The organism is Bosea sp. F3-2, from assembly GCF_008253865.1.
Classification (GTDB): domain Bacteria; phylum Pseudomonadota; class Alphaproteobacteria; order Rhizobiales; family Beijerinckiaceae; genus Allobosea.
This window is the reverse complement of sequence record NZ_CP042331.1, coordinates 6092964-6116837: the sequence shown is the minus strand read 5'-3', so window position 1 is coordinate 6116837 and position 23874 is coordinate 6092964. Positions and strand designations below refer to the sequence as shown.

26 protein-coding genes are annotated in these 23874 nt (G+C 65.7%); 7 read left to right on the top strand and 19 right to left on the bottom strand.

Annotation, left to right across the window (positions count from 1 at the left end; translation table 11 throughout):
• Positions 1–166: 166 nt before the first annotated feature.
• The gene (locus FQV39_RS28490; RefSeq protein ID WP_149134087.1) at positions 167–1189 is read right to left on the bottom strand and encodes an ABC transporter substrate-binding protein; all 1023 of its coding nucleotides are present in this window, start codon (positions 1187–1189) and stop codon (positions 167–169) included.
• A gap of 279 nt (positions 1190–1468) precedes the next feature.
• Here FQV39_RS28490 and FQV39_RS28485 point away from each other — a divergent pair, with 279 nt between their 5' ends.
• Positions 1469–2218: a bestrophin-like domain gene (locus tag FQV39_RS28485; protein ID WP_149133364.1), complete on the top strand. Its 750-nt coding sequence runs from the start codon at positions 1469–1471 to the stop codon at positions 2216–2218.
• Here FQV39_RS28485 and FQV39_RS28480 read toward each other — a convergent pair.
• Positions 2215–3006 (bottom strand): ABC transporter permease, encoded by a 792-nt coding sequence (locus tag FQV39_RS28480; protein WP_149133363.1) that lies wholly within the window; start codon positions 3004–3006, stop codon positions 2215–2217. The genes FQV39_RS28485 and FQV39_RS28480 overlap by 4 nt on opposite strands.
• Complete coding sequence (locus tag FQV39_RS28475) at positions 3003–3881, bottom strand: ABC transporter ATP-binding protein (RefSeq protein ID WP_149133362.1); 879 nt, start codon at positions 3879–3881, stop codon at positions 3003–3005. The genes FQV39_RS28480 and FQV39_RS28475 overlap by 4 nt, the downstream gene beginning before the upstream one ends.
• A gap of 187 nt (positions 3882–4068) precedes the next feature.
• On the opposite strand from FQV39_RS28475, the gene FQV39_RS28470 reads away from it, so the two are divergent.
• Positions 4069–4593: a DedA family protein gene (locus tag FQV39_RS28470; RefSeq protein WP_149133361.1), complete on the top strand. Its 525-nt coding sequence runs from the start codon at positions 4069–4071 to the stop codon at positions 4591–4593.
• A gap of 213 nt (positions 4594–4806) precedes the next feature.
• On the top strand, positions 4807–5196 hold the full coding sequence (locus FQV39_RS28465; RefSeq protein ID WP_149133360.1) for a ComEA family DNA-binding protein: 390 nt from the start codon (positions 4807–4809) through the stop codon (positions 5194–5196).
• Between the two features lie 828 nt (positions 5197–6024).
• On the opposite strand, the gene ilvC is transcribed toward FQV39_RS28465, so the two are convergent.
• Both ilvC and FQV39_RS28455 read right to left on the bottom strand, forming a co-directional pair.
• Positions 6025–7044 (bottom strand): ketol-acid reductoisomerase, encoded by a 1020-nt coding sequence (gene ilvC / locus FQV39_RS28460; RefSeq protein ID WP_149133359.1) that lies wholly within the window; start codon positions 7042–7044, stop codon positions 6025–6027.
• 14 nt (positions 7045–7058) lie between these two features.
• Positions 7059–7721: a TetR/AcrR family transcriptional regulator C-terminal domain-containing protein gene (locus FQV39_RS28455; protein WP_149134086.1), complete on the bottom strand. Its 663-nt coding sequence runs from the start codon at positions 7719–7721 to the stop codon at positions 7059–7061.
• A gap of 302 nt (positions 7722–8023) precedes the next feature.
• On the opposite strand from FQV39_RS28455, the gene FQV39_RS28450 reads away from it, so the two are divergent.
• Entirely contained in the window at positions 8024–8569 is a 546-nt protein-coding gene (locus tag FQV39_RS28450) for a DUF924 family protein (RefSeq protein ID WP_149133358.1), read from the top strand.
• 3 nt (positions 8570–8572) lie between these two features.
• Here FQV39_RS28450 and FQV39_RS28445 read toward each other — a convergent pair whose 3' ends face one another.
• The 5 genes from FQV39_RS28445 to FQV39_RS28425 form a co-directional block, all read right to left on the bottom strand.
• Complete coding sequence (locus FQV39_RS28445; protein WP_149133357.1) at positions 8573–8794, bottom strand: hypothetical protein; 222 nt, start codon at positions 8792–8794, stop codon at positions 8573–8575.
• 2 nt (positions 8795–8796) lie between these two features.
• On the bottom strand, positions 8797–9339 hold the full coding sequence (gene ilvN / locus FQV39_RS28440; protein ID WP_149133356.1) for an acetolactate synthase small subunit: 543 nt from the start codon (positions 9337–9339) through the stop codon (positions 8797–8799).
• A gap of 48 nt (positions 9340–9387) precedes the next feature.
• Positions 9388–10071, bottom strand: coding sequence for a glutathione S-transferase family protein (locus tag FQV39_RS28435; protein WP_149133355.1), 684 nt, complete (start codon positions 10069–10071; stop codon positions 9388–9390).
• On the bottom strand, positions 10068–10778 hold the full coding sequence (locus tag FQV39_RS28430; protein WP_149133354.1) for an aspartate/glutamate racemase family protein: 711 nt from the start codon (positions 10776–10778) through the stop codon (positions 10068–10070). The genes FQV39_RS28435 and FQV39_RS28430 overlap by 4 nt, the downstream gene beginning before the upstream one ends.
• Before the next feature lie 141 nt (positions 10779–10919).
• Entirely contained in the window at positions 10920–12683 is a 1764-nt protein-coding gene (locus FQV39_RS28425) for an acetolactate synthase 3 large subunit (protein ID WP_149133353.1), read from the bottom strand.
• A gap of 326 nt (positions 12684–13009) precedes the next feature.
• Here FQV39_RS28425 and FQV39_RS28420 point away from each other — a divergent pair, with 326 nt between their 5' ends.
• Positions 13010–14476 carry a GGDEF domain-containing protein gene (locus FQV39_RS28420; protein WP_149133352.1) on the top strand — a complete coding sequence of 489 codons (1467 nt, stop codon included), beginning with the start codon at positions 13010–13012 and terminating at the stop codon, positions 14474–14476.
• On the opposite strand, the gene miaA is transcribed toward FQV39_RS28420, so the two are convergent.
• Complete coding sequence (miaA, locus tag FQV39_RS28415; protein WP_149133351.1) at positions 14477–15406, bottom strand: tRNA (adenosine(37)-N6)-dimethylallyltransferase MiaA; 930 nt, start codon at positions 15404–15406, stop codon at positions 14477–14479.
• A gap of 11 nt (positions 15407–15417) precedes the next feature.
• Here miaA and serB point away from each other — a divergent pair, with 11 nt between their 5' ends.
• Positions 15418–16305, top strand: a complete 888-nt coding sequence (gene serB / locus FQV39_RS28410) for a phosphoserine phosphatase SerB (protein ID WP_149133350.1) — start codon at positions 15418–15420, stop codon at positions 16303–16305.
• Here serB and FQV39_RS28405 read toward each other — a convergent pair whose 3' ends face one another.
• From FQV39_RS28405 to FQV39_RS28370, 8 genes are all read right to left on the bottom strand, one after another.
• Entirely contained in the window at positions 16306–16647 is a 342-nt protein-coding gene (locus tag FQV39_RS28405; protein WP_149133349.1) for a DHCW motif cupin fold protein, read from the bottom strand. It abuts the gene before it with no gap.
• A gap of 166 nt (positions 16648–16813) precedes the next feature.
• Positions 16814–18331 (bottom strand): DegQ family serine endoprotease, encoded by a 1518-nt coding sequence (locus FQV39_RS28400; protein WP_149133348.1) that lies wholly within the window; start codon positions 18329–18331, stop codon positions 16814–16816.
• A gap of 136 nt (positions 18332–18467) precedes the next feature.
• Positions 18468–18656 (bottom strand): DUF2065 domain-containing protein, encoded by a 189-nt coding sequence (locus FQV39_RS28395; protein ID WP_149133347.1) that lies wholly within the window; start codon positions 18654–18656, stop codon positions 18468–18470.
• 18 nt (positions 18657–18674) lie between these two features.
• Positions 18675–19610: a protease modulator HflC gene (hflC, locus tag FQV39_RS28390; RefSeq protein WP_149133346.1), complete on the bottom strand. Its 936-nt coding sequence runs from the start codon at positions 19608–19610 to the stop codon at positions 18675–18677.
• Positions 19607–20767: an FtsH protease activity modulator HflK gene (hflK, locus tag FQV39_RS28385; RefSeq protein ID WP_149133345.1), complete on the bottom strand. Its 1161-nt coding sequence runs from the start codon at positions 20765–20767 to the stop codon at positions 19607–19609. Before hflK ends, hflC begins: the two co-directional genes overlap by 4 nt.
• 366 nt (positions 20768–21133) lie before the next feature.
• Positions 21134–21649 carry a dihydrofolate reductase gene (locus tag FQV39_RS28380; protein WP_149133344.1) on the bottom strand — a complete coding sequence of 172 codons (516 nt, stop codon included), beginning with the start codon at positions 21647–21649 and terminating at the stop codon, positions 21134–21136.
• A 4-nt stretch (positions 21650–21653) separates the two neighbouring features.
• Entirely contained in the window at positions 21654–22136 is a 483-nt protein-coding gene (locus tag FQV39_RS28375; RefSeq protein ID WP_149133343.1) for a GNAT family N-acetyltransferase, read from the bottom strand.
• Complete coding sequence (locus FQV39_RS28370) at positions 22133–22813, bottom strand: CPBP family intramembrane glutamic endopeptidase (protein WP_149133342.1); 681 nt, start codon at positions 22811–22813, stop codon at positions 22133–22135. The genes FQV39_RS28375 and FQV39_RS28370 overlap by 4 nt, the downstream gene beginning before the upstream one ends.
• A gap of 735 nt (positions 22814–23548) precedes the next feature.
• On the opposite strand from FQV39_RS28370, the gene FQV39_RS34470 reads away from it, so the two are divergent.
• Positions 23549–23824 (top strand): type II toxin-antitoxin system HicB family antitoxin, encoded by a 276-nt coding sequence (locus tag FQV39_RS34470; protein WP_149133341.1) that lies wholly within the window; start codon positions 23549–23551, stop codon positions 23822–23824.
• Positions 23825–23874 lie beyond the last annotated feature (50 nt).

The following is a 23874-nucleotide window of genomic DNA, read 5'->3' as shown; positions in this document are numbered from 1 at the left end:
CCGGATGCAGATCGCGCGCGACGTCAAATGACAGCCCCAGAGCACGCGCCGATCTGACTGCACCGCGGCCAAATCGGAGGACGCGTTCTCTCACTCAGGTTTAGAGCCGCATCCGATCAGATTGATTCAACCTGATCGTATCCGGCTCTAAGCCAAACGCATGGCGTCAGGAGCCGGAGGCCGCCTTCTTGGCGAAGCTGTCGATGAAGGTCTTCGACAGGTCGACATTGGAGTTGGTCAGCTCCGGATCGAGTAGCTTGAGCGAGTCGTACATGCTCTTCATGCCGTCGGGCGTCGAGATGCCGGTGCGCGAATAGCTCTCCTGCGAGTTCTTCACCGCGCGGATGTAAAGCGGCTTGTCGCCGAGCAGGAACTCTTCCGGCACGAGGTCGGCGACCTCTTCCGGCTTCGCGGTTTCCAGCCATTTCAGCGACTTCATGAAGGCGTTGACCAGCTTCTGCGTCGTGACCGGATTCTTCTCGGCGAAATCGTTCTTGAGATAGAGCACCGCCGCCGGGTTCGCGCCGCCGAACAGCGCCTTGGTGCCGGCCTCGGTGCGGGTGTCGATCAGCGAGACGATGTCGCCATCGGCCTCGAGCTTCGAGGTCACCGGATCGAGATGCGAGATCACGTCGACCTGCTTCTGCTTGATCGCCGCGACCGCGCTCGCGCCGGCGCCGACGCCGATGATCGGCGCGTCCGTCGCCTTCAGCCCGGCCTTGACCATGGCGTATTGTGCCGTCAGCGCCGTCGAGGAGCCCGGCGCCGTCACGCCGATCTTGAGGCCCTTGAAGTCGGCCGCGGACTTCACCTTGTCGGCGAGGTCCTTGCGCACGGCGATGGTGATCGCCGGGAAACGACCGAGCTCGATCACCGCGCGGATGTCCTGGCCCTTGGCCTGCATGCGGATGGTGTGCTCATAGGCACCGGTCACGACATCGACCGAGCCGCCGACGAGCGCCTGCAGCGACTTGGCGCCGCCGCCGAAATCGTTGATCTCGACGTCGATGCCCTGCTCCTTGAAGTACCCCTTCTTCTCCGCGACGGTGAGCGGCAGGTAGTAGAGCAGTTGCTTGCCGCCGACGCCGAGCGTCAGCTTCGGCTTCTCGGCATTCTGGGCGAGCGCGTGGGAGGCCGCGCCGAGCGCGGTCGAAAGGGCGAGCGCGGCCAGCGCGCTGCGGCGGGACAAGAGCATGGATTTCCTCCGGTTTGGATCCTGCTGGCGCTTCTGGCGGGCGCGCATTTGCGCCGAACATAGGCTAGATTGAACAGCGGGAGCAAGAATCCCGAGCCAGCCGACTATAGCACCGGACCGAAAAGTGGAATCCACTTTTCGGAAGAATCCGGTGCGATAACAAAGGTGTAGATCACCGTTATCGCGTCCCATAGGACGCGCGGCGATCTAGGCGGTGCCGTCTGGCCTGTTCACGCATGCCTACCTGCTGCAACAGCAAGACGAGGGCTGGCCATGAACGAGGTGCGCATCGCCATTTTCGTGTTCATCTGCCTGACCGCGGCTTCGCTCGGCGCATTGTTTTGCTACCAGCGTCTTCCGGAGCATCAGCGGCTGGACGACACGCAGAAGGTTCTGCATCTCATCGCCAACATCTTCGTCGTGATGACGTCTCTGGTGCTCGGCCTGATGATCACCTCGGCGAAGAGCAGGTTCGATGCGGTCAACCAGGATGTTCACAGCTACGCCACCGAGTTGATCCTGCTCGACCGGATGCTGTTCCTCTATGGCCCGGAGGCCGGCGAAACCCGCCAGAGGCTTCTCGCCTATACCGAGCGCGCCGCGAATGGCCACTGGACCGCCGAAGGCGGGCTGTCGGACAAGACGTCCGAACAATTGCTGGAGGATGTCGGAACCCGCCTGCGCACCCTCGAACCGAACCGCGACCCTCAGCTCTCAATCTGGAACGACATGCGCGAACAATATCGCAAGGTGCTCGAGCTGCGCTGGAGCCTGGTGGAGCAGGCCGAGGGTTCGCTGCCACGACCGCTGATGCTGATGGTCGTCGCCTGGCTGGTCCTGATCTTCGCGATCTTCGGGTTCCGGGCACCGCGGAACGCCGTAGTCGTGACCGGCTTTGTCGCGGCGGCAGCCCTTATCGGCGGAGCGATCTATCTGATCGTCGACATGGACGTGCCCTTCGAAGGGCCGATCCAGGTCTCGTCCGCTCCCCTGCAGAGGGCGCTGACGGAAATGCGCCGCTAGGTCGCGGTCGTCGCGCTCTGGACCGGCCGCCAGACCAGCAGCCGCTTCTCGACCAGCGTCACCACCGTATCGATGGCGATGACGAAGATCGCCAGGATCAGCATGCCCGAGAACACGCCGGTGACGTCGAAGACGCTCTCGGCCTCGTGGATCTTGTAGCCTAGGCCCGCCGAGGAGCCGAGATATTCGCCGACCACTGCGCCGACCAGCGCGAAGCCGACCGAGGTGTGCAGCGAGGAGAACATCCAGGTCAGTGCCGAGGGCCAGTAGACGTGCTTGAAAAGCTGGCGCTCGTTCATGCCGAGCATGCGGGCATTGGCAAGGATCGTCGGCGAGACCTCGCGCACGCCCTGGTAGACGTTGAAGAACACGATGAAGAAGACGAGCGTGAAGCCGAGCGCCACCTTCGACCAGATGCCCAGCCCGAACCAGAGCGCGAAGATCGGCGCCAGCACCACGCGCGGCAAGGCGTTCGCCGCCTTGATATAGGGGTCGAACACCGCCGAGAGCAGCTCGCGCCGCGCGAAGGCGAAGCCGAACAGGATGCCGGCGAGCGAGCCGATGACGAAGGCCAGCACCGTCTCGGTCAGCGTGATGCCGAGATGCCAGTAGATGTCGGCGCTGGTGAGCTGCTTGAAGGTGCGCGTCAGCACCGCGGCTGGTGTCGAGAAGAAGAACTGGATCGTCTTGACGTCGCCGAACAGGCTCGTGGTCGTCGCGACATGCCAGATCAGCAGAAACACGATCATCACTAGGACCTGGAGCGAAATGAGCTTCAGCCGCCTCATGATGCGTCTCCTCCGACCAGCTCGCGCCCCTCGCCCATGGCATAGGCCTTCTGCACCTCGACCCGTAGCGAGGTCCAGATATCGCGATGGATCTCGTGGAAGGCCTTCTCCAGCCGGATATCGGCAATGTCGCGCGGGCGCGGCAGATCGACCTTGTAGTCGGCGACGATGCCTGCCGCCGGCCCGGCCGACATCACCACGACGCGGTCGGACAACGCGATCGCCTCCTCGAGATCGTGGGTGACGAACATCAGTGCCTTGCGGTCGCGCGACCAGAGATCGAGCAGCAGATTGCCCATGATCTGCCGGGTCTGCGCGTCGAGCGGCCCGAAGGGCTCGTCCATCAGGATGATCTCGGGGTTGCGGATCAGCATCTGCGCGAGGCTGACGCGCTTGCGCTGGCCGCCCGACAGCATGTGCGGATAGCGGTCGACGAAGGCGCGCAGGCCCACTCGCGCCAGCCATTCGCGGGCACGCTGATCCGCCTCCCGCTCCGGCACGCCCATCGGCTCCAGCGCGACCTTGACGTTGTCCAGCGCCGTCTTCCACGGCATCAGCGCATCCTGCTGGAAGAGATAGCCGGCACGCCGGTTGAGCCCTACGAGCGGCTTGCCGAAGATGCCGACCGAACCGGCAGACGGCGACAGCAGCCCCGCCGCCGCATTGAGCAGCGTGGACTTGCCGCAGCCGGTCGGTCCGACGATCGAGACGAACTCGCCGGGATGGACCTTGAGGTTGATGCCCCTGACCGCCTGATAGCGCCCGCCATCGGCGAGATGGAAGGTGATGTCGACTCCGCCGAGCGCGACCGCCGGATCCCCCGACGAAACCGGCGCTCCCCCCGCATGAGCACGCGGGCGATCCTGCAACTCCATGAAATCCGTTTCCTCGTCGGCCGCCTTGCGCCGCGCCGTCAGCTTTTCTGCGTTGCCGAAATTAATAGGCGATCGTTCCGGGAAGGCAACGCCGCCACTGCCTGCGGCTGCCCGTCGCTTGCATCGCTCCGCCGACGCGGCCATATGCCTGGGCCGACCCGACCCCGCAAGAGCCGAGCCGAACGCCATGGCCGACATCGAACAAGCCATGAAGGCGCTCGTCGAATTCATGCAGGCCAATCAGCAATGGGCGATACCGATCGTCTTCGCGGTCGCCTTCGCCGAATGCGTCGCGATTCTGTCCTGGCTCGTACCGGCCACGGTGTTCTTCACCACCTTCGGCGCCGTCGCAGGAGCCTCGGGCCTCAACCTCGTGCCGCTGGCGCTGGCGGCTTCGCTCGGCGCCGGTGCCGGCTTCTGGGTGTCCTACTGGGCGGGGCTCATCCTCGGCCCGCGCGTCCACGACTACTGGCCCTTCACCAAGAACCCTGAGTTGCTGGACCGCGGTCACGCCTTCTTCGAGAAGTGGGGTATCGCCAGCATCCTGATCGGTCACTTCTTCGGACCGCTGCGGGCGGTGATCGCGATCGTTGCCGGCATCGTCGCCATGCCGTTCTGGGCGTTCCAGCTCGCGAACTGGGCCGCCTCCTTCGCCTGGGGCTTCGGGCTGCTTTATGGCGTCGGCCGCGTGAGCGAGTTTTTCGCGCGCTGAAGCTGCTCCGAACCTGACTGCCGGGTGAACGCGGCATTCGGCGTCGGTTCAATTCGAAAGGCGTCTATTCGCGTCGTCGCATCGCGGCACGCCACCCTCTCGGCGAGCCCGGCGCGACACGCTGAACGGCCCCGTGCCGCCAGCGTCGTCCGGCGGCGGGACCCGGCCCCCGTCGGATGCGATGATCCGGGCCGACCCAGCGAGGTCCCTGCCATGACGATGTCTCGTTTCCTCATCCCCCTCGTCGCGCTTGCCGCCATGGGCGGCCAGGCTTTCGCCCAGACTGCGACGCAGCCAGCCCCCAGCGCAAAGCCGACCGCACCTGCCACCGCGCCCGCAGCCCCGGCAACGCAGGCGGCACCCGCAACCAAGCCGGCGACGCCCGCCGCCGCCCAGCCCGCAGCCACCCAGACCAAGAAGATCAACATCAACACGGCCACCGCCGCCGAGCTCGATACCCTCAAGGGCATCGGCGAGGCCCGTGCCAAGAAGATCATCGAGGAGCGCAGCAAGGCGAAGTTCAAGGATTTCGCCGATCTGGTGAAACGCGGAACCCTGCCCTCGAACGTCGAGGCCGACATCAAGGACAAGGTTACCTTCTGATCGACGAAAAGGCCTCCGGCGCCCTGCGCCGGAGGCCTTCGCCGATAAGAGCATTGCGCGAAAAAGTGGGTACCGGTTTTTCGCAGAAGCAATGCTCTAAACTCTTAGAAGCGATCACGTTCTTCGCATTTTGACGGTTCCGTCAAAATGCGACGTGATCTACGGCATCGATCGCGGCGGCGTGAGCTACAGCAGGCCGAGAACGACCGCCATCATCATCGCTAGAGACAGCGCCAGCATGATCCGGATCACGGCGGGCGCGTCGAGAATCCGCAAGAGTTCCATCGCAGCCTCCCCAGGCAGCAGGCAAATACGATCCGTCCTACGCAAGACCTCAGTAGACGAGCCGTTCGACCGCGATCCACGCGATCACGGCCGGGCACCGCAAGGGAAACTCCTGTCGGCCTGCTGTGTTCCCGTCGCCGCTCAAGCCTGCTGCTTTTGCACGGAAACGCGCCGTCATTCCGGACAGGCCGCGATAGCGGCGCCGATCCGGAATCCATCGTAAGGCGCAGGGCTCTATGATGGATTCCGGGTCAAGCCCGGAATGACGGCGAAGTTCCGACTAAAGACAGCATGCTCTAAAACGCAGCGGGCGGCAGCCTTCCGGCCGCCGCCCGCACAACTCAAAAATCGATTGATATCAAACAATTGCGAGAGCGATCGGAATCAACCTCGGAGCGCCTTCAATCAATCTGGGAAGCCTGTGCACTTCACGTCATTCTCGGGCGCCGTGGAACGGCGACCCGAGAATCTCCTGCCGAAAAGGGCGCCGTTCCTTCATGAGATGCTCGGGTCGAGCCCGAGCATGACGGAGCCCGCGGCGGCTCAATTCTTCGACTTGTCGACCAGCGCCTTGGCCTTGATCCACGGCATCATGTCACGCAGCTTGGCGCCGACTTCCTCGATCGGATGAGCGGCCATGCGGGCGCGGGTCGCCTTGAACGAGGTCTGGTTGACCTTGTTCTCGAGCATCCAGTCGCGGGTGAACTTGCCGGACTGGATGTCGTTGAGGACGCGCTTCATCTCGGCCTTGGTCTCAGGCGTGATGATGCGCGGGCCGGTGACGTACTCGCCATACTCGGCGGTGTTCGAGATCGAGTAGTTCATGTTGGCGATGCCGCCCTCATAGATGAGGTCGACGATCAGCTTCACCTCGTGGAGGCACTCGAAATAGGCCATCTCGGGGGCATAGCCCGCCTCGGTCAGCGTCTCGTAGCCGGCCTTGATCAGCTCGACGAGGCCGCCGCAGAGCACGACCTGCTCGCCGAACAGGTCGGTCTCGCACTCTTCCTTGAAGGTGGTCTCGATAATGCCGGCGCGGCCGCCGCCATTGGCCGAGGCGTAGGAGAGGCCGAGATCATGGGCATTGCCGGTAGCGTCCTGGTGGATCGCGATCAGGGTCGGCACGCCGCCGCCGCGCTCGTACTCGGAACGGACAGTGTGGCCCGGGCCCTTCGGCGCGACCATCAGCACGTCGAGGTCCTTGCGCGGCTCGATCAGGTTGAAATGGACGTTGAGGCCGTGCGCGAACAGCAGCGCAGCGCCCTGCTTCATGTTGGCGGCGAGCTCGTCGCGATAGATGTCGGCCTGCAGCTCGTCCGGCGTCAGCATCATGATGACGTCGGCCCACTTGGCGCCTTCCGTCGGGGTGAAGACCTTGAAGCCTGCGCCCTCAGCCTTCTTGCGGGTGGCGGAGCCTTCCTTCAACGCGATCGCGACATCCTTGACGCCGGAGTCGCGCAGGTTGAGCGCATGGGCATGGCCCTGCGAGCCGTAGCCGACGATGAGGACCTTCTTGCCCTTGATCAGATTGATGTCGGCATCACGATCGTAATAGACGCGCATGGGTGTCTCCTTTGTCACGCGTTGGTTTTGTCCCGGCCCGAGGCATTCCACCCCGTGCCGTAGAGGGTGAGGAACTGTTCGGTCGCGCGCTCTGCATCGCGCGCGATTTCGGCCCTGCTCAAGGTCAGCGTATCGCCGAGCAGGAGCCGGATCTGGACGTCGCGGCCCGCGAGGCCGAAGAAGGTACGGAAGGCCGTCTCGGTATCGTCGAAGGCGATGAGGCCCGCTTGGCGGCCGGCATCGAGCACCGGCTTCAGGCGCTCGCCGATGGCGAAACGGCCATTGGCCAGCACGATCGAGCCGAGATTGCCGTCGCGGGACGCCGCCTGGCTGACGGCGACGCGATTGAGCGCGATCGAGGTCGGGCTCACGATCACTTCGAGCCAGTTCGCAGCGAAGCCCTTCAGGCTCTCGCGCAGGGTGCCGGCGTCGAGATTCTGCCGGTCGTAATTGCCGGCCCTCACCTTCGAGGCCTGCCATTGCACCGTCGCAGTCAGCAAACCATCGCGGTCGCCGAACCACTTGTAGAGCGTTTCCTTGGAGCAGCTGGCGCGCCGCGCCACGGCGGTCATGGTGAGGCCACTGCCCTTCTCGACCATCAGGCTGAGCACGGCGTCGAGCACGGCCTGCTGGCGCACGGTCAGCGCCTCGCCTTGCGTCTCTGCCTGAGCCTGCATCATGGTCTCGGAGCAATCCAGTACCGTACGTTACGGTTCAGTCGTCTAGCGCAGCCGCGGCACCCGGGCAAGCGTTTTTCGGGGCTGGCACGACGCCACGAAACTATTATCTCCGCATAGCCGACAGAGTACGCCACGTTTTCGTGGAAACGCGGGTCATCCCGGACGGAGCGAAGCGGAGATCCGGGATCCATGCCTGAGTCTCGAACGGAAGCGCTCTGGCATGGATCCCGGGTCAAGCCCGGATGACGGTGTGTTTCCGCGTAAAATCAGCCGGCTTTCGAAGAGGAGAACAACCGCCGATGCCCCTGCCCAGCGCCGCTGACATTGTCACCTTCTGGCGCGAGGCCGGCCCCGAGAAATGGTTCGCCAGGAACGAGGCCTTCGATGCGGAGATCATCCGGCGCTTCCAGCCGGTCCATGAAGCCGCGGCAGCCGGCAAGCTCAGCGCTTGGGAGGCGACGCCGGAGGGCGTCTATGCACTGCTGATCCTGCTCGACCAGTTCCCGCGCAACATGTTCCGAAACAGCCCGCGCGCCTTCGCAACCGATGCGCAGGCGCTCGCCGTGGCGGAGCGCGCGATTGGGCGCGGCTTCGACGATGCCTACGAGGCGCCCGAGAAGCGCTTCTTCTACATGCCCTTCATGCACTCGGAGGAGCTGGCTCATCAGGAGCGCTGCATCGCGCTCTGCGCCGCGGCCGAGGACGCCGAAGGCGTGAAATACGCCGAGATCCACCGCGACATCATCCGCGATTTCGGCCGCTTCCCGCATCGCAACCCGGTGTTGGGACGCGACACCACAGCGCCGGAGAGAGCTTTCCTCGACGAGGGTGGCTTCAGCGGCTGAGGTTCAGCCGCCCTGCTGGCTTGCCATCCGCTGCAGGAAGATCGCAGCGATCGTGAGGATGAACCCTGCCCACCACAGTGGCGAGCGCAGGCTCTTGCCGCTGCCCATCGGTTCGGCCGGCGCCCGGCCGGACAGGCGCATCAGCACCGGCCCGGCGAGGCAGGCGAAACCGACGAGGCCGAGCCCGAGCGCGATCAGGCTGAGTACCTCTGGCGTCAGCGCCATGCTCACATCGCCTCGGGGCCGCGGCTCATCGCGGCGATGCCGGTGCGCGAGACCTCGGTCAGCCCCACCACGGTCATCAGCTTGATGAAGCGCTCGATCTCCTCGGTCGAGCCTGTCAGCTCGAAGACGAAGGAGGTGAGCGAAGCATCGAGCGTGCGCGCGCCGAAGGCGGAGGCCAGCCGCATCGCCTCGACGCGGTGCTCGCCCTTGCCGACGACCTTGACCAGCGCCAGCTCGCGCTCCAGCGCCTCGCCCTGCTCGGTCAGGTCGACGACGCGATGGACCGGGACGAGCCGGTCGAGATGCGCCTTGATCTGGTCGATGACGCTGGCGGTACCGGAGGTCACGACCGTGATGCGCGAGAGATGCTTCTCATGCTCGGTCTCGGAGACGGTGAGGCTCTCGATATTGTAGCCGCGCCCCGAGAACAGCCCGGCGATGCGGGCAAGAACGCCCGGTTCGTTGTCGACGATCACCGCCAAAGTGTGGCGCGCGACCGGCTGGGACTTCGGAGCATTCGGATAATGGGTGGCGGGCTTCGACATGACGAACCTGTAGGCGGGTTGGAGCAGAAGATTGGCGGAAGGGAAGGCTCAAGATTGGCGCAGATCGACGAGGGCGGGCTCGTCCACCTCGTCCTGGGCTACGATCCAGGGCTCGTCCAGCGCGGCGGCGAGCCATTCGCGATAGGCGGGCAGCGCGAGGACAGCGCGCATGTAGTCCTGCGAGACCGGATCGACGGCGATGCCATAGGTGTCGAGCCGGGTGACCACCGGCGCATACATCGCGTCCGCCGCCGAGAATTCGCCGTAGAGGAACGGCCCCTGCCCGCCGAAGCGCTCGCGCGCCTGCCGCCACAATGCGGTGATGCGCTCGACGTCGCGGGCAACGCCCGGACCGCGGTCGCGCTTCGAGAAACGCTTGCCGAGATTCATCGGGCAGGCGCCGCGCAGCGCGGTGAAGCCGGCATGCATCTCGCTGGACGCGGCGCGCGCATGGGCGCGGGCAGCGGCATCGCGCGGCCAGATCCCGGCCTCGGGATGGGTCTCATGCAGATATTCGACGATGGCCAGCGTCTCCCAGACGGCGACATCACCATCGACCAGCGTCGGCACGGTGCCGCCGCTGCCGGGAGCTTCAGCGAAGATCGCCGCCTTGAAGCCGGGCTCGTCGAGCGGGATGAGCTTTTCGGTAAAGCCTATCCCCTTGGCGCGCAGCAGCAGCCAGGCTCTGAGCGACCAGGAGGAGTAGCATTTGTTGCCGATGAGCAGCTTCATGCAGCCACGCTCTCCACTTCGCCGACGAAATCAAGCGCCGCCGCGACATGGAGCGCGGTGGTATCGAAGACCGGAACCGGAAAATCCGCCTGCGAGACCAGGAGCATGATCTCCGTGCAGCCGAGGATCACGCCGTCGGCGCCCTCTTCCCGCACGGCACGCTCGACGATCGCGCGGTAGCGCTCGCGCGAGACCGGCTCGACGCGACCACGGCACAGCTCTTCATAGATGATGCGGTGAACCTCGTCGCGCTCCTGCGGCTGCGGCACCAGCGCCTCGACGCCGAAGGCCCTCAACCGGTCGCGATAGAAGCTCTGCTCCATGGTGAAGCGCGTCGCTAGTAGCAGCGGACGGCGTGCGCCGGCAGCCCGGATCGCCCGCGCCGTCACATCGGCCAGATGCAGGAAGGGCAATTTGGTCGCGCCGATGATCTGGTCGGCCACCTTGTGCATCGTGTTGGTGCAGAGCACGAGGCAGGAGGCGCCGGCGCGCTCCAGCCGGCGGGCGCTATCGGCCAGCGCCGCGCCCGCCGCCGCCCAGTCACCCTGCGCCTGCATCTCGGCGATATCAGCGAAGTCGAGCGAATGCAGCAAGACATCGGCCGAGTGCAGCCCGCCCGCACGGGCGCGCACGCCCTCGTTGAGGAGCCGGTAATAGACCGCGGTCGACTCCCAGCTCATTCCGCCGATCAGACCGATGGTGGCCATGATGTCCTAGCCCATTTCTCAGGGTCATCCCGGGCGCACCGAAGCGGAGACCCGGGATCCATGCCTGAACCGTTCCGGCATGGATCCCGGATCAGCGCCGCTTCCGCGGCTTGTCCGGGATGACGGCTACAGGATTCGACCTCAGACGAGCTGCTTGCCCTTGGCGTCGATGATCTGGCCGGTATCGCCTTCGAAATCGGGCAGGATCATCTCATTATGCGCCTTGCCCGACGGGATCATCGGGAAGCAGTTCTCCTCCTTCGCGACGATGCAGTCGAAGATCACCGGCTTCGGCGTCTCGATCATCTCCATGATCGCGTCGTCGAGCTTGGCCGGGTCGTCGCAGCGGATGCCATGGCCGCCATAGGCCTCGGCGAGCTTCACGAAGTCCGGCAGGGACTGCGAATAGCTCTCCGAGTAGCGCCCGCCATGCAGCAGCTCCTGCCACTGGCGCACCATGCCCATGTACTCGTTGTTGAGGATGAAGATCTTCACCGGCAGCCGGTACTGCACCGCCGTCGACATCTCCTGCATGTTCATCAGGATCGAGGCCTCGCCCGCAATGTCGATGACCAGCGCCTTCGGGTGTTTCATCTGCACGCCGATCGCCGCCGGCAGGCCGTAGCCCATGGTGCCCAGCCCGCCGGAGGTCATCCAGCGGTTCGGCTCCTGGAAGTGGAAGTGCTGCGCCGCCCACATCTGGTGCTGGCCGACCTCGGTCGTGATGAACGGATCGCGATCCTTGGTCAGCTCATAGAGCCGCTCGATGGCGTGTTGCGGCTTGATGATTGTGTCCGAGCGCTTGTAGGCGAGGCTCTTGCGGCCGCGCCAACCCTCGATCTGCGTCCACCAGGCGGCAAGCGCGGTCTTGTCGACCTGCGCGCCGGTCTCGCGCCAGATCCGGACCATGTCCTCGAGCACATGGGCGCAGTCGCCGACGATGCCGATATCGACCTTGACCGTCTTGTTGATCGAGGACGGATCGATGTCGATGTGGATCTTCTTCGAGCGCGGCGAAAAGCCATCGATCCGCCCGGTGATGCGGTCGTCGAAGCGCGCGCCGATCGCGACCATCACGTCGCAATCGTGCATGGCGAGATTGGCCTCGTAGGTGCCGTGCATGCCGAGCATGCCGAGCCACTGCTTGTCCGCAGCCGGGAAAGCGCCGAGCCCCATCAGCGTCGAGGTGACGGGATGGCCCGTCAGCCGCGCCAGCTCGCGCAGCAGCGCCGAGGCATGCGGGCCGGAATTGATGACGCCGCCGCCGGTATAGAGGATCGGCTTCTTCGCGCTGGCGAGCAGCTCGACCGCCGCCTTGATCTTGGCGAGGTCGCCCTTGACCACCGGGCGGTAGGTCTTGTGCTGGTTGTCGCGCGGGCGGCTATAGGTGCCGGTCGCGAACTGGATGTCCTTCGGAATGTCGATGACGACCGGGCCGGGGCGGCCGTTGGCGGCGACATAGAAGGCCTCGTGCAGGACGCGCGGCAGGTCGTGGATGCTCTTCACCAGATAGTTGTGCTTGGTGCAGGAGCGGGTGATGCCGACCGTGTCGCATTCCTGGAAGGCGTCGGACCCGATCAGATGCGTCGGCACCTGCCCGGTGATGACGACGAGCGGGATCGAGTCGAGCAGCGCGTCGGTCAGGCCGGTGACGGCGTTGGTCGCGCCTGGGCCGGAGGTGACGAGCACGCAGCCGACCTTGCCGGCACCGGAGCGGGCATAGCCCTCCGCGGCATGGACCGCGCCCTGCTCGTGGCGGACGAGCACGTGCTTGACCTTGTCCTGCTGGAAGATGGCGTCGTAGATCGGGAGTACGGCGCCGCCCGGATAACCGAACAGGTGCTCGACACCCTGGTCCTGAAGCGCGCGGACGACCATCTCGGCGCCGGTCATCATCTCGCTCATTACGCTCTCCTGGCTGATCTTCTGGTCTGTCTGGGAATTTAGGCAATAAAAAAGGCCCTCGGAGGGGCCTGGGCGTGCGCTGGCGTCGGGGACGCCCGGTTGTGAAACCGGCCCCTACCAGCGCACCTCTACGATAATAAGCTTGCGCATCGCGCTCATGGTCCTTGGCGGAAGTTGCGGGAACGCTAGCGGAGAGCGCCCTGCCGGTCAAGCGCCAACAACATGGTTACCGGCCGGTCTGCGGCACACCCGGAAATCCGGTGCCGTTACGGAACGATTTCTCAATGCGTCCTTCCTAGGATTCACAAGCTTGAACCGGGACGGACATGTACTACGAAGTCCACAGCGAGAATATCGCGGCACGCAGCCATGCGCCGCAGATCGCCAAGATCCTGCGCCGGTTCGTTTCGCACGGCCGCGAGGGCGCCCCGGTCGCCTATGAGGAGTTTGCGGCGGAGGTCCTGCCCCTCTTCGGCGAGGATCTGATGATCCTGGAGCCCACGGGCGACAGCGACTACCGCTGGCTGCATTTCGGGCGCGAGATCGTGCGCTATTCCGGCGCCACCCGCCTGGGACAGCGCGTCTCGGGCATGCGCCCGCAGGTCGCCCGCTTCACCATCTGCAGCCTCGACCAGGCTTTGGCCGAGGACCGCCCGCTCTACACCGTGCACCGCTCGAGTGGCACTGTGCGCGTGGCGCTCTGGGAGCGGCTGCTGCTGCCAACGATCGCGCAGGACGGGCGCCGCTTCGTCGTCGCTTTCAGCCGGCCACTGCAATTCCGCGAGGACCTGCTCAACGCCGTCCTCGAGACCTCGCCGAGCGGGATCGTGGCGCTGCGCGCCATCCGCGACGACCTCGGTGGCATCGAGCAGGTCGTCATCGTCACGGCCAACCAGCGAGCGGCCGATCTCAGCGGACGCCCGGACACCGATCTCCTCGACACCGACGGCCGCGAGAGCCTGCCCTTCCTCTCCGACCCGTCGATCTGGCAGCGCTGCGTCCATGCGATGAACCTGCAGCGCTCCGACATGCTGGAGACCTCCTTCACCCAGCAGGGCAGGACCCTCTGGCTGCGCATCGCGATCGCGCCGCTGGGCGACGGCCTGCTGCTGACCCTGACCGATATCACCGACCTCACCGTCGCCAATCAGACGCTGCAGCTGCGCGCCGCCACGCTCGCACTCGAGATCGGCCGCGAGCGGGCGACGCGGCGCGCGCTCTCCGAGGAGATCGGCCAGCGCGAGGAACGCGAGCGCGAACTCAGGCGCCTGGCCGAGACCGATCCGCTCACGGCGCTGCTCAATCGCCGCTCCTTCACCGAGAAGGCCAATGCCGCCATCGCAGCGAGCGAGGCGGACGACACCGATGTCGCGCTCATCATCGTCGATCTCGATCATTTCAAGCAGGTCAACGACAGCTATGGCCATCCGGCCGGCGATGCCGTGATCCGCGCCTTCGCCGATCTGCTGCTCGGGCAGTTCCGCAACGAGCACAATCTCGTCGGACGGTTCGGCGGCGAGGAGTTCGGAATCCTGCTGAAGGATTGCGACCTTGGCTCCGCCGCGGCAAGCGCCCGCCAGATCCAGGACGCCCTGCTGACCCGCGCCATGCCGGTTTCCGAGACGCTGGCGCTGCATGTCACCGCAAGCCTCGGCATCGCCGCGCGCTATCCCGGCGAAACGCTCGCCTCCCTGACGGCGCGTGCGGACCAGGCGCTCTATCGGGCCAAGAATGAAGGCCGCAACCGCCTCGGCATCGCCGCCCCGCCCGAGGCCATCGCCGCCGCCGCCTGATCAGATCGCGAGCTCTTCGCTGGCGACTGCCAGCGCCTCGGCCGGCGCAACCGCACGCCATCCCGCCATCTGATGCCGAAACCACGTCACCTGTCGCTTGGCATAGGCACGCGTATCGGCCTGTCCGCGTTGGATCGCCTCTTCCAGCGTGATCTCGCCGTCGAGATGGGCAATCAGCCCCGGCACGCCATGGGCGCGCATGATCGGCAGCAGCGGATCGAGCCCGCGCGCCTTCAGCCGCGCGACCTCGTCGAGCGCCCCGGCTGCGATCATCGTCTCGAAACGCCGGTCGATCTGCTGGCGGACGGCCTCGCGCTCGGGATAGATGAACAGCCGCAGCAACCCGCCCTCGCCAAGCGGCCCCGGCTCGCGCTCGCCCTGGAAGCTTGCCAGCGAGCGCCCGGTCGCACGGAAGATTTCGAGCGCCCGCATGATCCGCATCCGGTCGGTCGGCCTCAGCCGCTCGGCCATCAGCGGATCGCAGGCCGCGAGTTCGGCATGGAGCGCCGCGGTATCGAGCCCCTCGGCATGGTTGCGGAACGCGGAGCGGACGCTCTCGGGAACCGCCGGCATCGCCGAGAACCCCTCGGTCACCGCCTTGAAATAGAGCCCCGTGCCGCCGACCAGGATCGGTAGCGAGCCCTGCCCCTGCAAATCCTCCAGCAGCTTCGCCAGATCGTCAGCGTAGCGCATCGCCGAATAGTTGACGCCGCCGTCGACATGTCCGTAGAGGCGATGCGGCACCATCGCCTCCTCCGCCTCGCTCGGCCGCGCCGTCAGGATGCGCAGATCGGCATAGACCTGCATGGAATCGGCGTTGACGACGGTGCCACCGGTGCGGCGCGCGATCTCGATCGCCAGCGCGGACTTGCCGCTGGCGGTCGGACCTGCGATGAGCACCGCCCTGACCTGTCCTTCCGCCTGCCCCACCCGGTCCTCACATGCTCGTCGCCACACTCGTATCCGCCCACGGCCAGGCGCTGGTCGGCGAAGCTCTGCTGGCCCGCCTCATCAGCACCGTTCCGGGGGCTGTCCGCACCGCCGTGCTCGACGGCGCAGTCGCCGCCGACCTCTTCGCGGAAGCGGCCGATATGCGCAAGCTCGAAGCCGATATCCGCGCCGCGCTGGAAGGCGAGGCGATCGACGTCATCGTCCAGCCGGCAGCGACGCGCCGCAAGGCGCTGTTCCTCGCCGACATGGATTCGACCATGATCGGCCAGGAATGCATCGACGAGCTCGCCGCCGTCGTCGGGCTGAAGGAGCACGTCGCCGCGATCACCGAACGGGCGATGCGCGGCGAGATCGATTTCGAACCGGCGCTGCGCGAGCGCGTCGCACTGCTCAAGGGCGTGCCGCTCTCGGTCGTCGACGAGATCATCCGCGACCGCATCACGCTGACGCCGGGCGGGCGCGAACTCGTTCGCACCATGCGCGCCAACGGCGCCTATACCGCCCTCGTATCAGGCGGCTTCACCGTCTTTACCGGCCCGATCAGCACGACGATCGGCTTCGACGAGCACCGCTCCAACACGCTGCTGGCCGATGACGGCATCCTGCGCGGTGAGGTCGCCGATCCGATACTCGGCAAGCAGGCCAAGCTCGACGCCCTCATCGAGCTGCGCGCGCGCTTCGGTCTGGCGCCTGAAGCGACACTTGCCGTCGGCGATGGCGCCAACGACCTCGCCATGCTCGGCGAAGCGGGGCTCGGCGCAGCTTTCCGTGCCAAGCCGGCTGTGGCCGCGGCCGCCGACGCCCGCCTCGACCACGCCGACCTCACCGCCCTGCTCTACGCTCAGGGCTATGCCGGCAGCGAGATCGTCCGCGTCTGATCAGTCGACGATGAAGAGCTTCGCGCCGGTTTTGGTCGCGGAGCGGTGCGCTTCGGCGCCATCCGCGACTTGATAGCTCATACCCGCTTTGAGCGGCATCACGCGCCCGTCAGCGAGTGTCGTCTCCATCTCGCCCTCCAGGCACAGGATGATGTGGCCCTTGGAACACCAGTGATCAGCGACGTAGCCGGGTGAATACTCGACCATGCGGACGCGGATGCGGTTCTCCTCCGGTCCGAAATACTGGACGCGCCAGGTCGCTTCGCCGCTGTCCCCGGCATGGCGCTCGGGTGGAATCGTCGACCAGTCGGTGGTGACGAAGGGAATCTCGCTGATTTTCATCTGGCCTCTCCCGGCGCGTCCGGATTTCCGGAGCAGCGTCGCGAAGCTCTAGCCATGTTCCGGCGCTCTGCGCCAGCGCGATCGCCTGCCCACCGGGCTGCGGCAGCGGCATGAAAAAGGGCGGCCCTGAGGGGCCGCCCTTCACATTCTGCAAATGTCGTCCGTCTCAGTTCATCGAGACGGCGACGAAGCGGACCTCGCCCTGGCCGTTTGAGACGAGCAGGAGAGCGGACTTCTTGCCCTCCTTCTTGAGCGTGTCGAGCCGCTTGGTCACGTCCTGCGGAGCATTCACCGGCTCCTGGCCGACTTCGACGATCAGTTCGCCGACGAGGATGCGCTTGTCGGCGGCATTGGAGTTGGCGTCGACCTTGGTGATGACCACGCCCTTGAGGCCGTCCTTGATCGAGTAGCGCTTCCTGAGCTCGTCAGTCTGCGGCGAGAATTCGAGGCCGAGCGCGCTCGTCACCGCAGGCTTGGCCGGCTCGGCCGCCGGCTTGTTCGCCGATGCCGCCTGGACCTTCTCGCCATCCTCGAGGCGGCCGAGCTTGACCGTCTTGACCTCTTCCTTGCCCTTGCGGATCACCGCGATCGGCACGTCCTTGCCGACCGGCGTCGCCGCGACGATGCGCGGCAGATCGCGCGAATCCTTTACCTCCTTGCCATCGAACTTGACGATGACGTCGCCGGTCTCGATCCCGGCGGGCTTGGCCGGGCCCTTGTCGTCGACGCCGGCGACGAGGGCGCCACGCGCCGTGCCGAGGCCGAGCGCTTCAGCGGTGGCGTCATCGACGGTCTGGATGCGCACGCCAAGCCAGCCGCGCCGCGTCTCGCCGAACTCCTTGAGCTGATCGACGATGTTGGTCGCCAGCGTCGAGGGGACCGCGAAACCAATGCCGACCGAGCCGCCGGTCGGCGACAGGATCGCCGTGTTGATGCCGATGACCTCGCCCGCCATGTTGAACAGCGGGCCGCCCGAGTTGCCCTTGTTGATGGCCGCGTCGGTCTGGATATAGGTGTCGTACGGGCCCTGGCTGATGTCGCGGTTGCGGGCGGAAACGATGCCCGAGGAAACCGAGCCGCCGAGGCCGAACGGATTGCCGATCGCCATCACCGGATCGCCGATCCGCATCTTGTCGGAATCGCCGAACTTGACGGCCGGCAGCGGCTTGTCGTGCTTCACGCGCAGCACGGCGAGGTCGACCTTGGTGTCCTTGCCGATGACCTCGGCCTTGAGCCGCAGCCCGTCGTTGAAGATCACCGTGATCTCGTTGGCGTCACCGATGACGTGGTTGTTGGTGACGACGATGCCCGACGGATCGACCACGAAACCGGAACCGGCCGATTGCGAGCGGCGCTGCTGCGGCGCCTGACGTTCGCCCTGCTGGTTGCGGCGGTTGAAGAACTCCTCGAACAGGTCGCCGAAGGGCGTGTCCGGACCGAGCTGCGGCAGCTGCGGCAGGTTGCGCCCCTTCTGGTCATTGGTGGTCACCGCCGAGATGTTGACCACCGCCGGCATGACCTTGTCGACAAGGTCGGCAAGGGAGACTTGCCCCTGCAGCAGCGGGGTGTTCGCCTGCGCCTGCCCCGGCGCCAGAACCGGAGACGCCAGCAGCGCGAGGCCAGCGACGCCGGCAGCAAGAGCGATGCGGACGGACCGGACTGCGGGAACGGATTTCAATGCCATATGGATCCTCATGTCGGAAAGATGCGGGCCGATTGATGCAGGCAGGCGCGCCCGTTGATTGAACTCCGAAATGCGGCGGAAGGGCGACGCACGATCATGTCATTGAACACGATCACGTGCCCATGCCGTCATTCTATCAGCTACCGCGCGCAAACCATACCAGGATCACGCCCAGCACCGCCGAGCCGAGGCCGATGAGCCGCATCCGGTCCGGCGGGGTTTCCGCCGCGCTGCGCAGGGCATCCTTCGCCAGATGCGGGATCGCGGCGAAAAGGATGCCCTCGATAGCGAAGACCAGGCCGAGCGCCGCGATGAAATCAAGCATTCGCGTCGCTCGCCTTAATCAGGGCCGGGCCGGCGCAGGCGTGGCAGGCGTCGCCGGGGCTCCGGCCTGACCATCCTGACGCTGCGCGTTCGGTCCGTTGAAGTAGCGGAAGAACGGCGAATCCGGCGTCAGCACCATCCGCGTATCCCCCGGCTTGATGCTGGCCTCATAGGCCTGCATCGAGCGGTAGAAGGAGAAGAACTCCGGATCCTTGCCGAAGACTTCGGCGAAGACCTTGTTGCGTTCTGCCTCGCCTTCACCACGGATCACGTCCGAGCGCTGCTGGGCTTCGGCCACGACGACGGTCGCATCCCTGTCGGCGCGCGCCTTGATCTCCTGCGACTGCTGGCCGCCGAGCGCGCGCGCTTCCGCAGCTTCACGCTGACGTTCGGTCTGCATGCGCTGGAACACCGCCGCCGAGTTCGCCGCCGGCAGGTCGACGCGCCGCAGACGGACATCGACCACGGTCATGCCGAAGCGGGCAGCCTCGCGGTTCACGTCGTCGCGGATGCGGTTCATCAGCCGCGAGCGCTCGGTGCGCACCATCGCCGTGAAGGTCGCTTCCGCCAGGACCGAGCGGACATTGCCGTTCACGATCGAGGCGAGCTGCGAGTTGGCGCGCGGGATGTTGTTGACCGCCTGGTAGAAGCGCAGCGGATCGGAGATGCGATAGCGCGTGAAGGCATCGACCACGAGACGCTTCTGGTCCGAGGCGATGATTTCCTGCGCCGGCAGGTCGAGATCGAGGATGCGGTTGTCGAGCAGCGTCACCGTCTCGATCGGCGCGAACCACTTGAAGTAGAGGCCGGGCGCCGTCTTGACGGCGCGCACGGCGCCGAGCCGGAGCACGATCGCCGACTGCGTCTGCGACACCACGAAGGTGCAGGCATAGAACACGACGGCGACAGCGGCGACGACGACCAGCAGCGCCGCGCGAAGGAAGGAGCCGTTCATCGGTTGGCCCCTCCCTGCAGACGGGAGCCCTGGGCCGGTCGGCCCGCATTGAGCTGGTCGAGCGGCAGATAGGGCACCACGCCCTGCCCACCTGCGGGGGTGTCGAGGATGATCTTGTCGGTCCCGCCCATCACGCGTTCCATCGTCTCCAGGAAGAGACGCTCGCGCGTCACGCCCGGAGCATTCTTGTACTGCTCGTAGACTGCGTTGAAGCGGCTGGCCTGGCCGCGCGCTTCCGCCACGGTCTGCTCCTTGAAGGCCTCGGCCGACTGCACGAGCTGGGCGGCGCGACCGCGCGCCTCCGGCACCACGCGGTTGGCGTAGGTCTGTGCCTCGTTGCGCAGGCGCTCCTGGTCGGCGCGCGCCGCTTGGACGTCGCGGAAGGCGTCGATGACCTGCTGCGGCGGGTCGACCTTCTGGAGCTGGACAAGGCGAATCTGCACGCCGGCATTGTAGCCGTTGAGCGTCTCCTGCATCAGCTGGCGCACCTCGGTCTCGATCGCGCCGCGGTCGGTGGTCAGCACCGGCTGGATGTTGCGACGGCCGATGATCTCGCGCATCGCGCTCTCGGCCACGGCCTTCACCGTGCCGGACGGATCCTGGATGTTGAAGACGTAGTTTTCGGGCGCGGCCGGATCGATCTGCCACTGCACGATGAAATCGATGTCGACGATGTTCTCGTCGCCGGTAAGCATCAGGCTCTCTTCGATGACGTCGGTCTGGCGCGAGGTACGCACCGATTCGACCGTGCGGAAGCCGACCTCGGTGGTGATGACATTCGTCACCTGCGGCTTGATCACGCTGCCGATCGGATAGGGCCAGTTCCAGTTGGCGCCCTCGCCCGTCTTGCCGGCGAAGCGCCCGAACACGATGTTGAGGCCGACCTCGTTGGGCCGCACGAAATAGATGCCGGAACCGAGCCAGATCAGCACGAGCAGCAGAAGGCCGAGCACGAGCCCGCGCCCACCGATATTGCCGCCCGGTATCAGGTTCTTCAGCCGGTCCTGGCTGCGCCGCAGGATTTCCTCGAGATCGGGCGGATTGCCGTTGCCTCCGCCTGAGCCGCCCCCCCATGGGCCGCCGCCACCGCTACCCCCGCGCTGGCCCCAGGGTCCACCCCCGCCACTGCCACCGCCGCTCTGATTGCTCCAAGGCATTCCCGAGCCGATCCCTTCCGTTCTGTCGAGGCCGAGCCATAGGCGAATAGCGGCCGCTTGTCAGCGCCTTCGGCTGAAGACGCAGGGCTGAGTTGGTCATGGGCCACGGATTCGTCAACCGCGCAAGCTGTTCATCGTGAACGGCGGGTGGCGGCGCGCCTTTTCGGGGAACGGCCCCGGCCCCGTCCGCAGGTCGCCGCGTGGCGGCGACGAGAGCATGCTGCTTTTGCACCAAAACGCGCCGTCATTCCGGACAAGCCGCGATAGCGGCGCCGATCCGGAATCCATCATAGGGCTCGGCGCTCTACGATGGATTCCGGGTCAAGCCCGGAATGACGGCTTGGTTCCGTGGAAAATCAGCAGGCTCTAGCAGTATCTGCGATAGGTGACGAAAGTATAAGGATGCTCGTTGTCGGCATCGGCCGGGTGATGCTCGTTCGCCCCCGCGTCGAAGCAGGAACGCTCCCAGTCGGGGAAAAGCGCGTCGCCGGCAGGCTTGGCATGGACCAGCGTCAGCTCCAGCCGGTCGGCCAGCGGCAGCGCCTGGCGATAGAGCTCCGCCCCGCCCGCCACCGTGACGGAATCAGCCCCGCTCGCCGCCGCCAGCTCCTGTCCGAGCGCCAGCGCCTCGTCGAGACTATGCGCCACCCGGACTCCCTGCGCCGCAAAGCCGGGGTTGCGGGTCAGCACGATGATCTCGCGTCCCGGAAGCGGCTTGCCGATGGAAAGGAAGGTCTTGCGCCCCATCAGCACCGGGCGGCCCATCGTCAGACCGCGAAACCGCTGCAGATCTCTCTTGAGCCGCCAGATCAGGCGGTTGTCGTCGCCGATCACGCCATTGTCGGCGACGGCCGCGATCACCACGATCGGGCGCTTCTCCATGGCTTCAACCCTCCGCGCCCAACCGCCTGAGCGCCTCACCCTCCAGCCGCTTCACCGTCCACTCGTCCTGCGCCTTGGCGCCGATCGACCGATAGAAAACGCGCGAAGGCTCGTTCCAGTTCAGCACCCACCAGGCGAGGCGCGGCAGATTTTCTGCGACGCAGCGACGCGCCAGCCCCGCGATCAGGGCCTTGCCGATACCGCGCCCACGCTGGCCGGGCCGGACATAGAGGTCCTCCAGCCAGATGCCGTGGCGGCCCGAGAAGGTCGAATAGGTGTAGAGCCAGACTGCGAAACCGACCGGTTCGCCATCGCATTCGGCAATGTCGCAGAAGACCTTCGGATTCGGCGCGAACAGCGCCTCGCCGATCTCCGCCTCGGTCGCGACCACCTCGTGCAGCAATTTCTCGTACTCGGCCAGTTCCTTGATGAAAGCGAGCACGAGCCCGGCGTCGCCGGGGCGGGCGGAACGGATGTTGAGGGTCATAAGGCAAGTCCCACGATGACGACGGCGAGGTTCATGCAGGCATGGAGCAGCATCGGCAATCCAATTCCGCCCGACAATTCGCGGGCCAGGCCGAGAAAGGCCCCGGCCGGCAAAACCGAGACGACGTGAAGCAGCCCGTTCTCGACATGCAGGAAGCCGAAGGCCAGCGTCACGACGGCAAGGGTCGGCAACACCGCGTAGTGGCGGCGCAGGCGCGTGAAGAGCAATCCACGGAACAGGGACTCCTCGACGACCGGCGCCAGTATGACGGCGTTCACCAGGCCGAGCAGGCTGCGCTCCGAACCGGACATCGCCTTGAGTTCGTCCAGCGATCCCAGAAGCCCCGAGAACAGGACGGCGGCCTCGATCGCAAAAATGCCCAGGAGGGCGGCCGTGAACCGGATGACGATCCGCCGCTCGGCGGGCCAGGACAGGGCCAGCGCATGGCGCGTCGACATGCCCGAAACCGACGCCAGCAGCAGCGTGGCAATGCCGACGCTCAGGAAGAAAGCCGCCTCTCGACCGTCGAAACTCGGTTCATGCCCGAAAAGCCTCGTCGACAGCAGAGCGACAACGCCCGCACCGGCATAGCCGCATGCAACCGCAAGCAGAACCTGCCCGGCTGCAATCGCGCTGTCGCGGCGGCTCAGACCGCGAAGGGGAACCCAAAATAGCAAGTGCCCGTCCGCAGGCCCGTGAAGTTACCGACTTTCCTTGTAGGCCAGGGCCTCATTTGTAAAGCGAGCAACCGTCAAGCCCCGGACCGAACGGCCGGCCTGGCCCCTCGACATTCCGTGCCACCGACTTGGTTGTTGGTCTGTCGTTCATCATTAGTGGGCAATCTCCCGCTGCGCCTCTTCGATGCGGCGTGGCGCCGAGCTGCCGCCTTTTTCCTCCCATGGCGTGGGTGGCTCGGCGTCTCTCAATCCCGGCTTGCGATAGCTGACCTCAGCCTTTCGCCTTCAGCGCCGCATGCCGCTCGTTCCGAGCCCGCGCCGATGTGATCGGTGCTCCCCGCCCCGACTTTGGGGACGCACGCTTGGTGTCGCTTCGGCGCGGCGCGATCAAGGGACATGCTGGGATCGACGATTTTCAATGACCCACGAAATTCCACGGAACCCGCTCTGACAAATTGCGTTAGCGCCTCCAAAAATGGAGGCGGAAATGTGGCGCGTTTCGTTTCTCTCGGCATTGTTCTCGGTCGCTGGGATTACATCGGTGGTGGCGTCGCCAACGATTCCAACCACCTGGATCGGTGATGCCATATGGCTCGTTATCGCTGGGTCATCAGTCCTTGCTGTGATGGCGTTCGAGGGCGAAAGCGGCTGATTTAATGACCTCATCCTTACCCCATGCCAGAATCCGACGCCTTCCATCGTCGGATCGCGGTAGAACCAGAATTGTGTTGAGCCATGCAGTTTGTAGCCGTCATCGAAAAGGAGCCACGGTCGCTCTACGGCGGCTGGTTTCCGGACGTTCCCGGCGCCATCTCAGTCGGCACTACACTGGACGAATGCGTCGCGTCGGCACGATCGAGCCTCCTCGCCTGGGCCGTTGACGCCCTCGCACAGGGCGAGCGATTGCCCTCGGCTCGTGCTCTTCAGGAGATTCAGGCAGATCGTGACGTCAAAGCGGCACGCAAGCGCGGTGCTGTGTTTGTTGCCGTGCCACTGAAATTATGGGGCTAGCGCCTCTTGATCGCACGCGGCTCCGAGAGGAACGAATCCATCCGTCGCCC

What these genes read in the sequence shown, in the direction of transcription:
- FQV39_RS28485 (WP_149133364.1), top strand. Translation starts at nt 1,469, where the DNA reads ATGAACGAGGTGCGCATCGCCATTTTCGTGTTCATCTGCCTGACCGCG.
- FQV39_RS28480 (WP_149133363.1), bottom strand. Translation starts at nt 3,006, where the DNA reads ATGAGGCGGCTGAAGCTCATTTCGCTCCAGGTCCTAGTGATGATCGTG.
- FQV39_RS28475 (WP_149133362.1), bottom strand. Translation starts at nt 3,881, where the DNA reads ATGGAGTTGCAGGATCGCCCGCGTGCTCATGCGGGGGGAGCGCCGGTT.
- FQV39_RS28470 (WP_149133361.1), top strand. Translation starts at nt 4,069, where the DNA reads ATGGCCGACATCGAACAAGCCATGAAGGCGCTCGTCGAATTCATGCAG.
- FQV39_RS28465 (WP_149133360.1), top strand. Translation starts at nt 4,807, where the DNA reads ATGACGATGTCTCGTTTCCTCATCCCCCTCGTCGCGCTTGCCGCCATG.
- ilvC (WP_149133359.1), bottom strand. Translation starts at nt 7,044, where the DNA reads ATGCGCGTCTATTACGATCGTGATGCCGACATCAATCTGATCAAGGGC.
- FQV39_RS28455 (WP_149134086.1), bottom strand. Translation starts at nt 7,721, where the DNA reads ATGCAGGCTCAGGCAGAGACGCAAGGCGAGGCGCTGACCGTGCGCCAG.
- FQV39_RS28450 (WP_149133358.1), top strand. Translation starts at nt 8,024, where the DNA reads ATGCCCCTGCCCAGCGCCGCTGACATTGTCACCTTCTGGCGCGAGGCC.
- FQV39_RS28445 (WP_149133357.1), bottom strand. Translation starts at nt 8,794, where the DNA reads ATGGCGCTGACGCCAGAGGTACTCAGCCTGATCGCGCTCGGGCTCGGC.
- ilvN (WP_149133356.1), bottom strand. Translation starts at nt 9,339, where the DNA reads ATGTCGAAGCCCGCCACCCATTATCCGAATGCTCCGAAGTCCCAGCCG.
- FQV39_RS28435 (WP_149133355.1), bottom strand. Translation starts at nt 10,071, where the DNA reads ATGAAGCTGCTCATCGGCAACAAATGCTACTCCTCCTGGTCGCTCAGA.
- FQV39_RS28430 (WP_149133354.1), bottom strand. Translation starts at nt 10,778, where the DNA reads ATGGCCACCATCGGTCTGATCGGCGGAATGAGCTGGGAGTCGACCGCG.
- FQV39_RS28425 (WP_149133353.1), bottom strand. Translation starts at nt 12,683, where the DNA reads ATGAGCGAGATGATGACCGGCGCCGAGATGGTCGTCCGCGCGCTTCAG.
- FQV39_RS28420 (WP_149133352.1), top strand. Translation starts at nt 13,010, where the DNA reads ATGTACTACGAAGTCCACAGCGAGAATATCGCGGCACGCAGCCATGCG.
- serB (WP_149133350.1), top strand. Translation starts at nt 15,418, where the DNA reads ATGCTCGTCGCCACACTCGTATCCGCCCACGGCCAGGCGCTGGTCGGC.
- FQV39_RS28405 (WP_149133349.1), bottom strand. Translation starts at nt 16,647, where the DNA reads ATGAAAATCAGCGAGATTCCCTTCGTCACCACCGACTGGTCGACGATT.
- FQV39_RS28400 (WP_149133348.1), bottom strand. Translation starts at nt 18,331, where the DNA reads ATGGCATTGAAATCCGTTCCCGCAGTCCGGTCCGTCCGCATCGCTCTT.
- FQV39_RS28395 (WP_149133347.1), bottom strand. Translation starts at nt 18,656, where the DNA reads ATGCTTGATTTCATCGCGGCGCTCGGCCTGGTCTTCGCTATCGAGGGC.
- hflC (WP_149133346.1), bottom strand. Translation starts at nt 19,610, where the DNA reads ATGAACGGCTCCTTCCTTCGCGCGGCGCTGCTGGTCGTCGTCGCCGCT.
- hflK (WP_149133345.1), bottom strand. Translation starts at nt 20,767, where the DNA reads ATGCCTTGGAGCAATCAGAGCGGCGGTGGCAGTGGCGGGGGTGGACCC.
- FQV39_RS28380 (WP_149133344.1), bottom strand. Translation starts at nt 21,649, where the DNA reads ATGGAGAAGCGCCCGATCGTGGTGATCGCGGCCGTCGCCGACAATGGC.
- FQV39_RS28375 (WP_149133343.1), bottom strand. Translation starts at nt 22,136, where the DNA reads ATGACCCTCAACATCCGTTCCGCCCGCCCCGGCGACGCCGGGCTCGTG.
- FQV39_RS34470 (WP_149133341.1), top strand. Translation starts at nt 23,549, where the DNA reads ATGCAGTTTGTAGCCGTCATCGAAAAGGAGCCACGGTCGCTCTACGGC.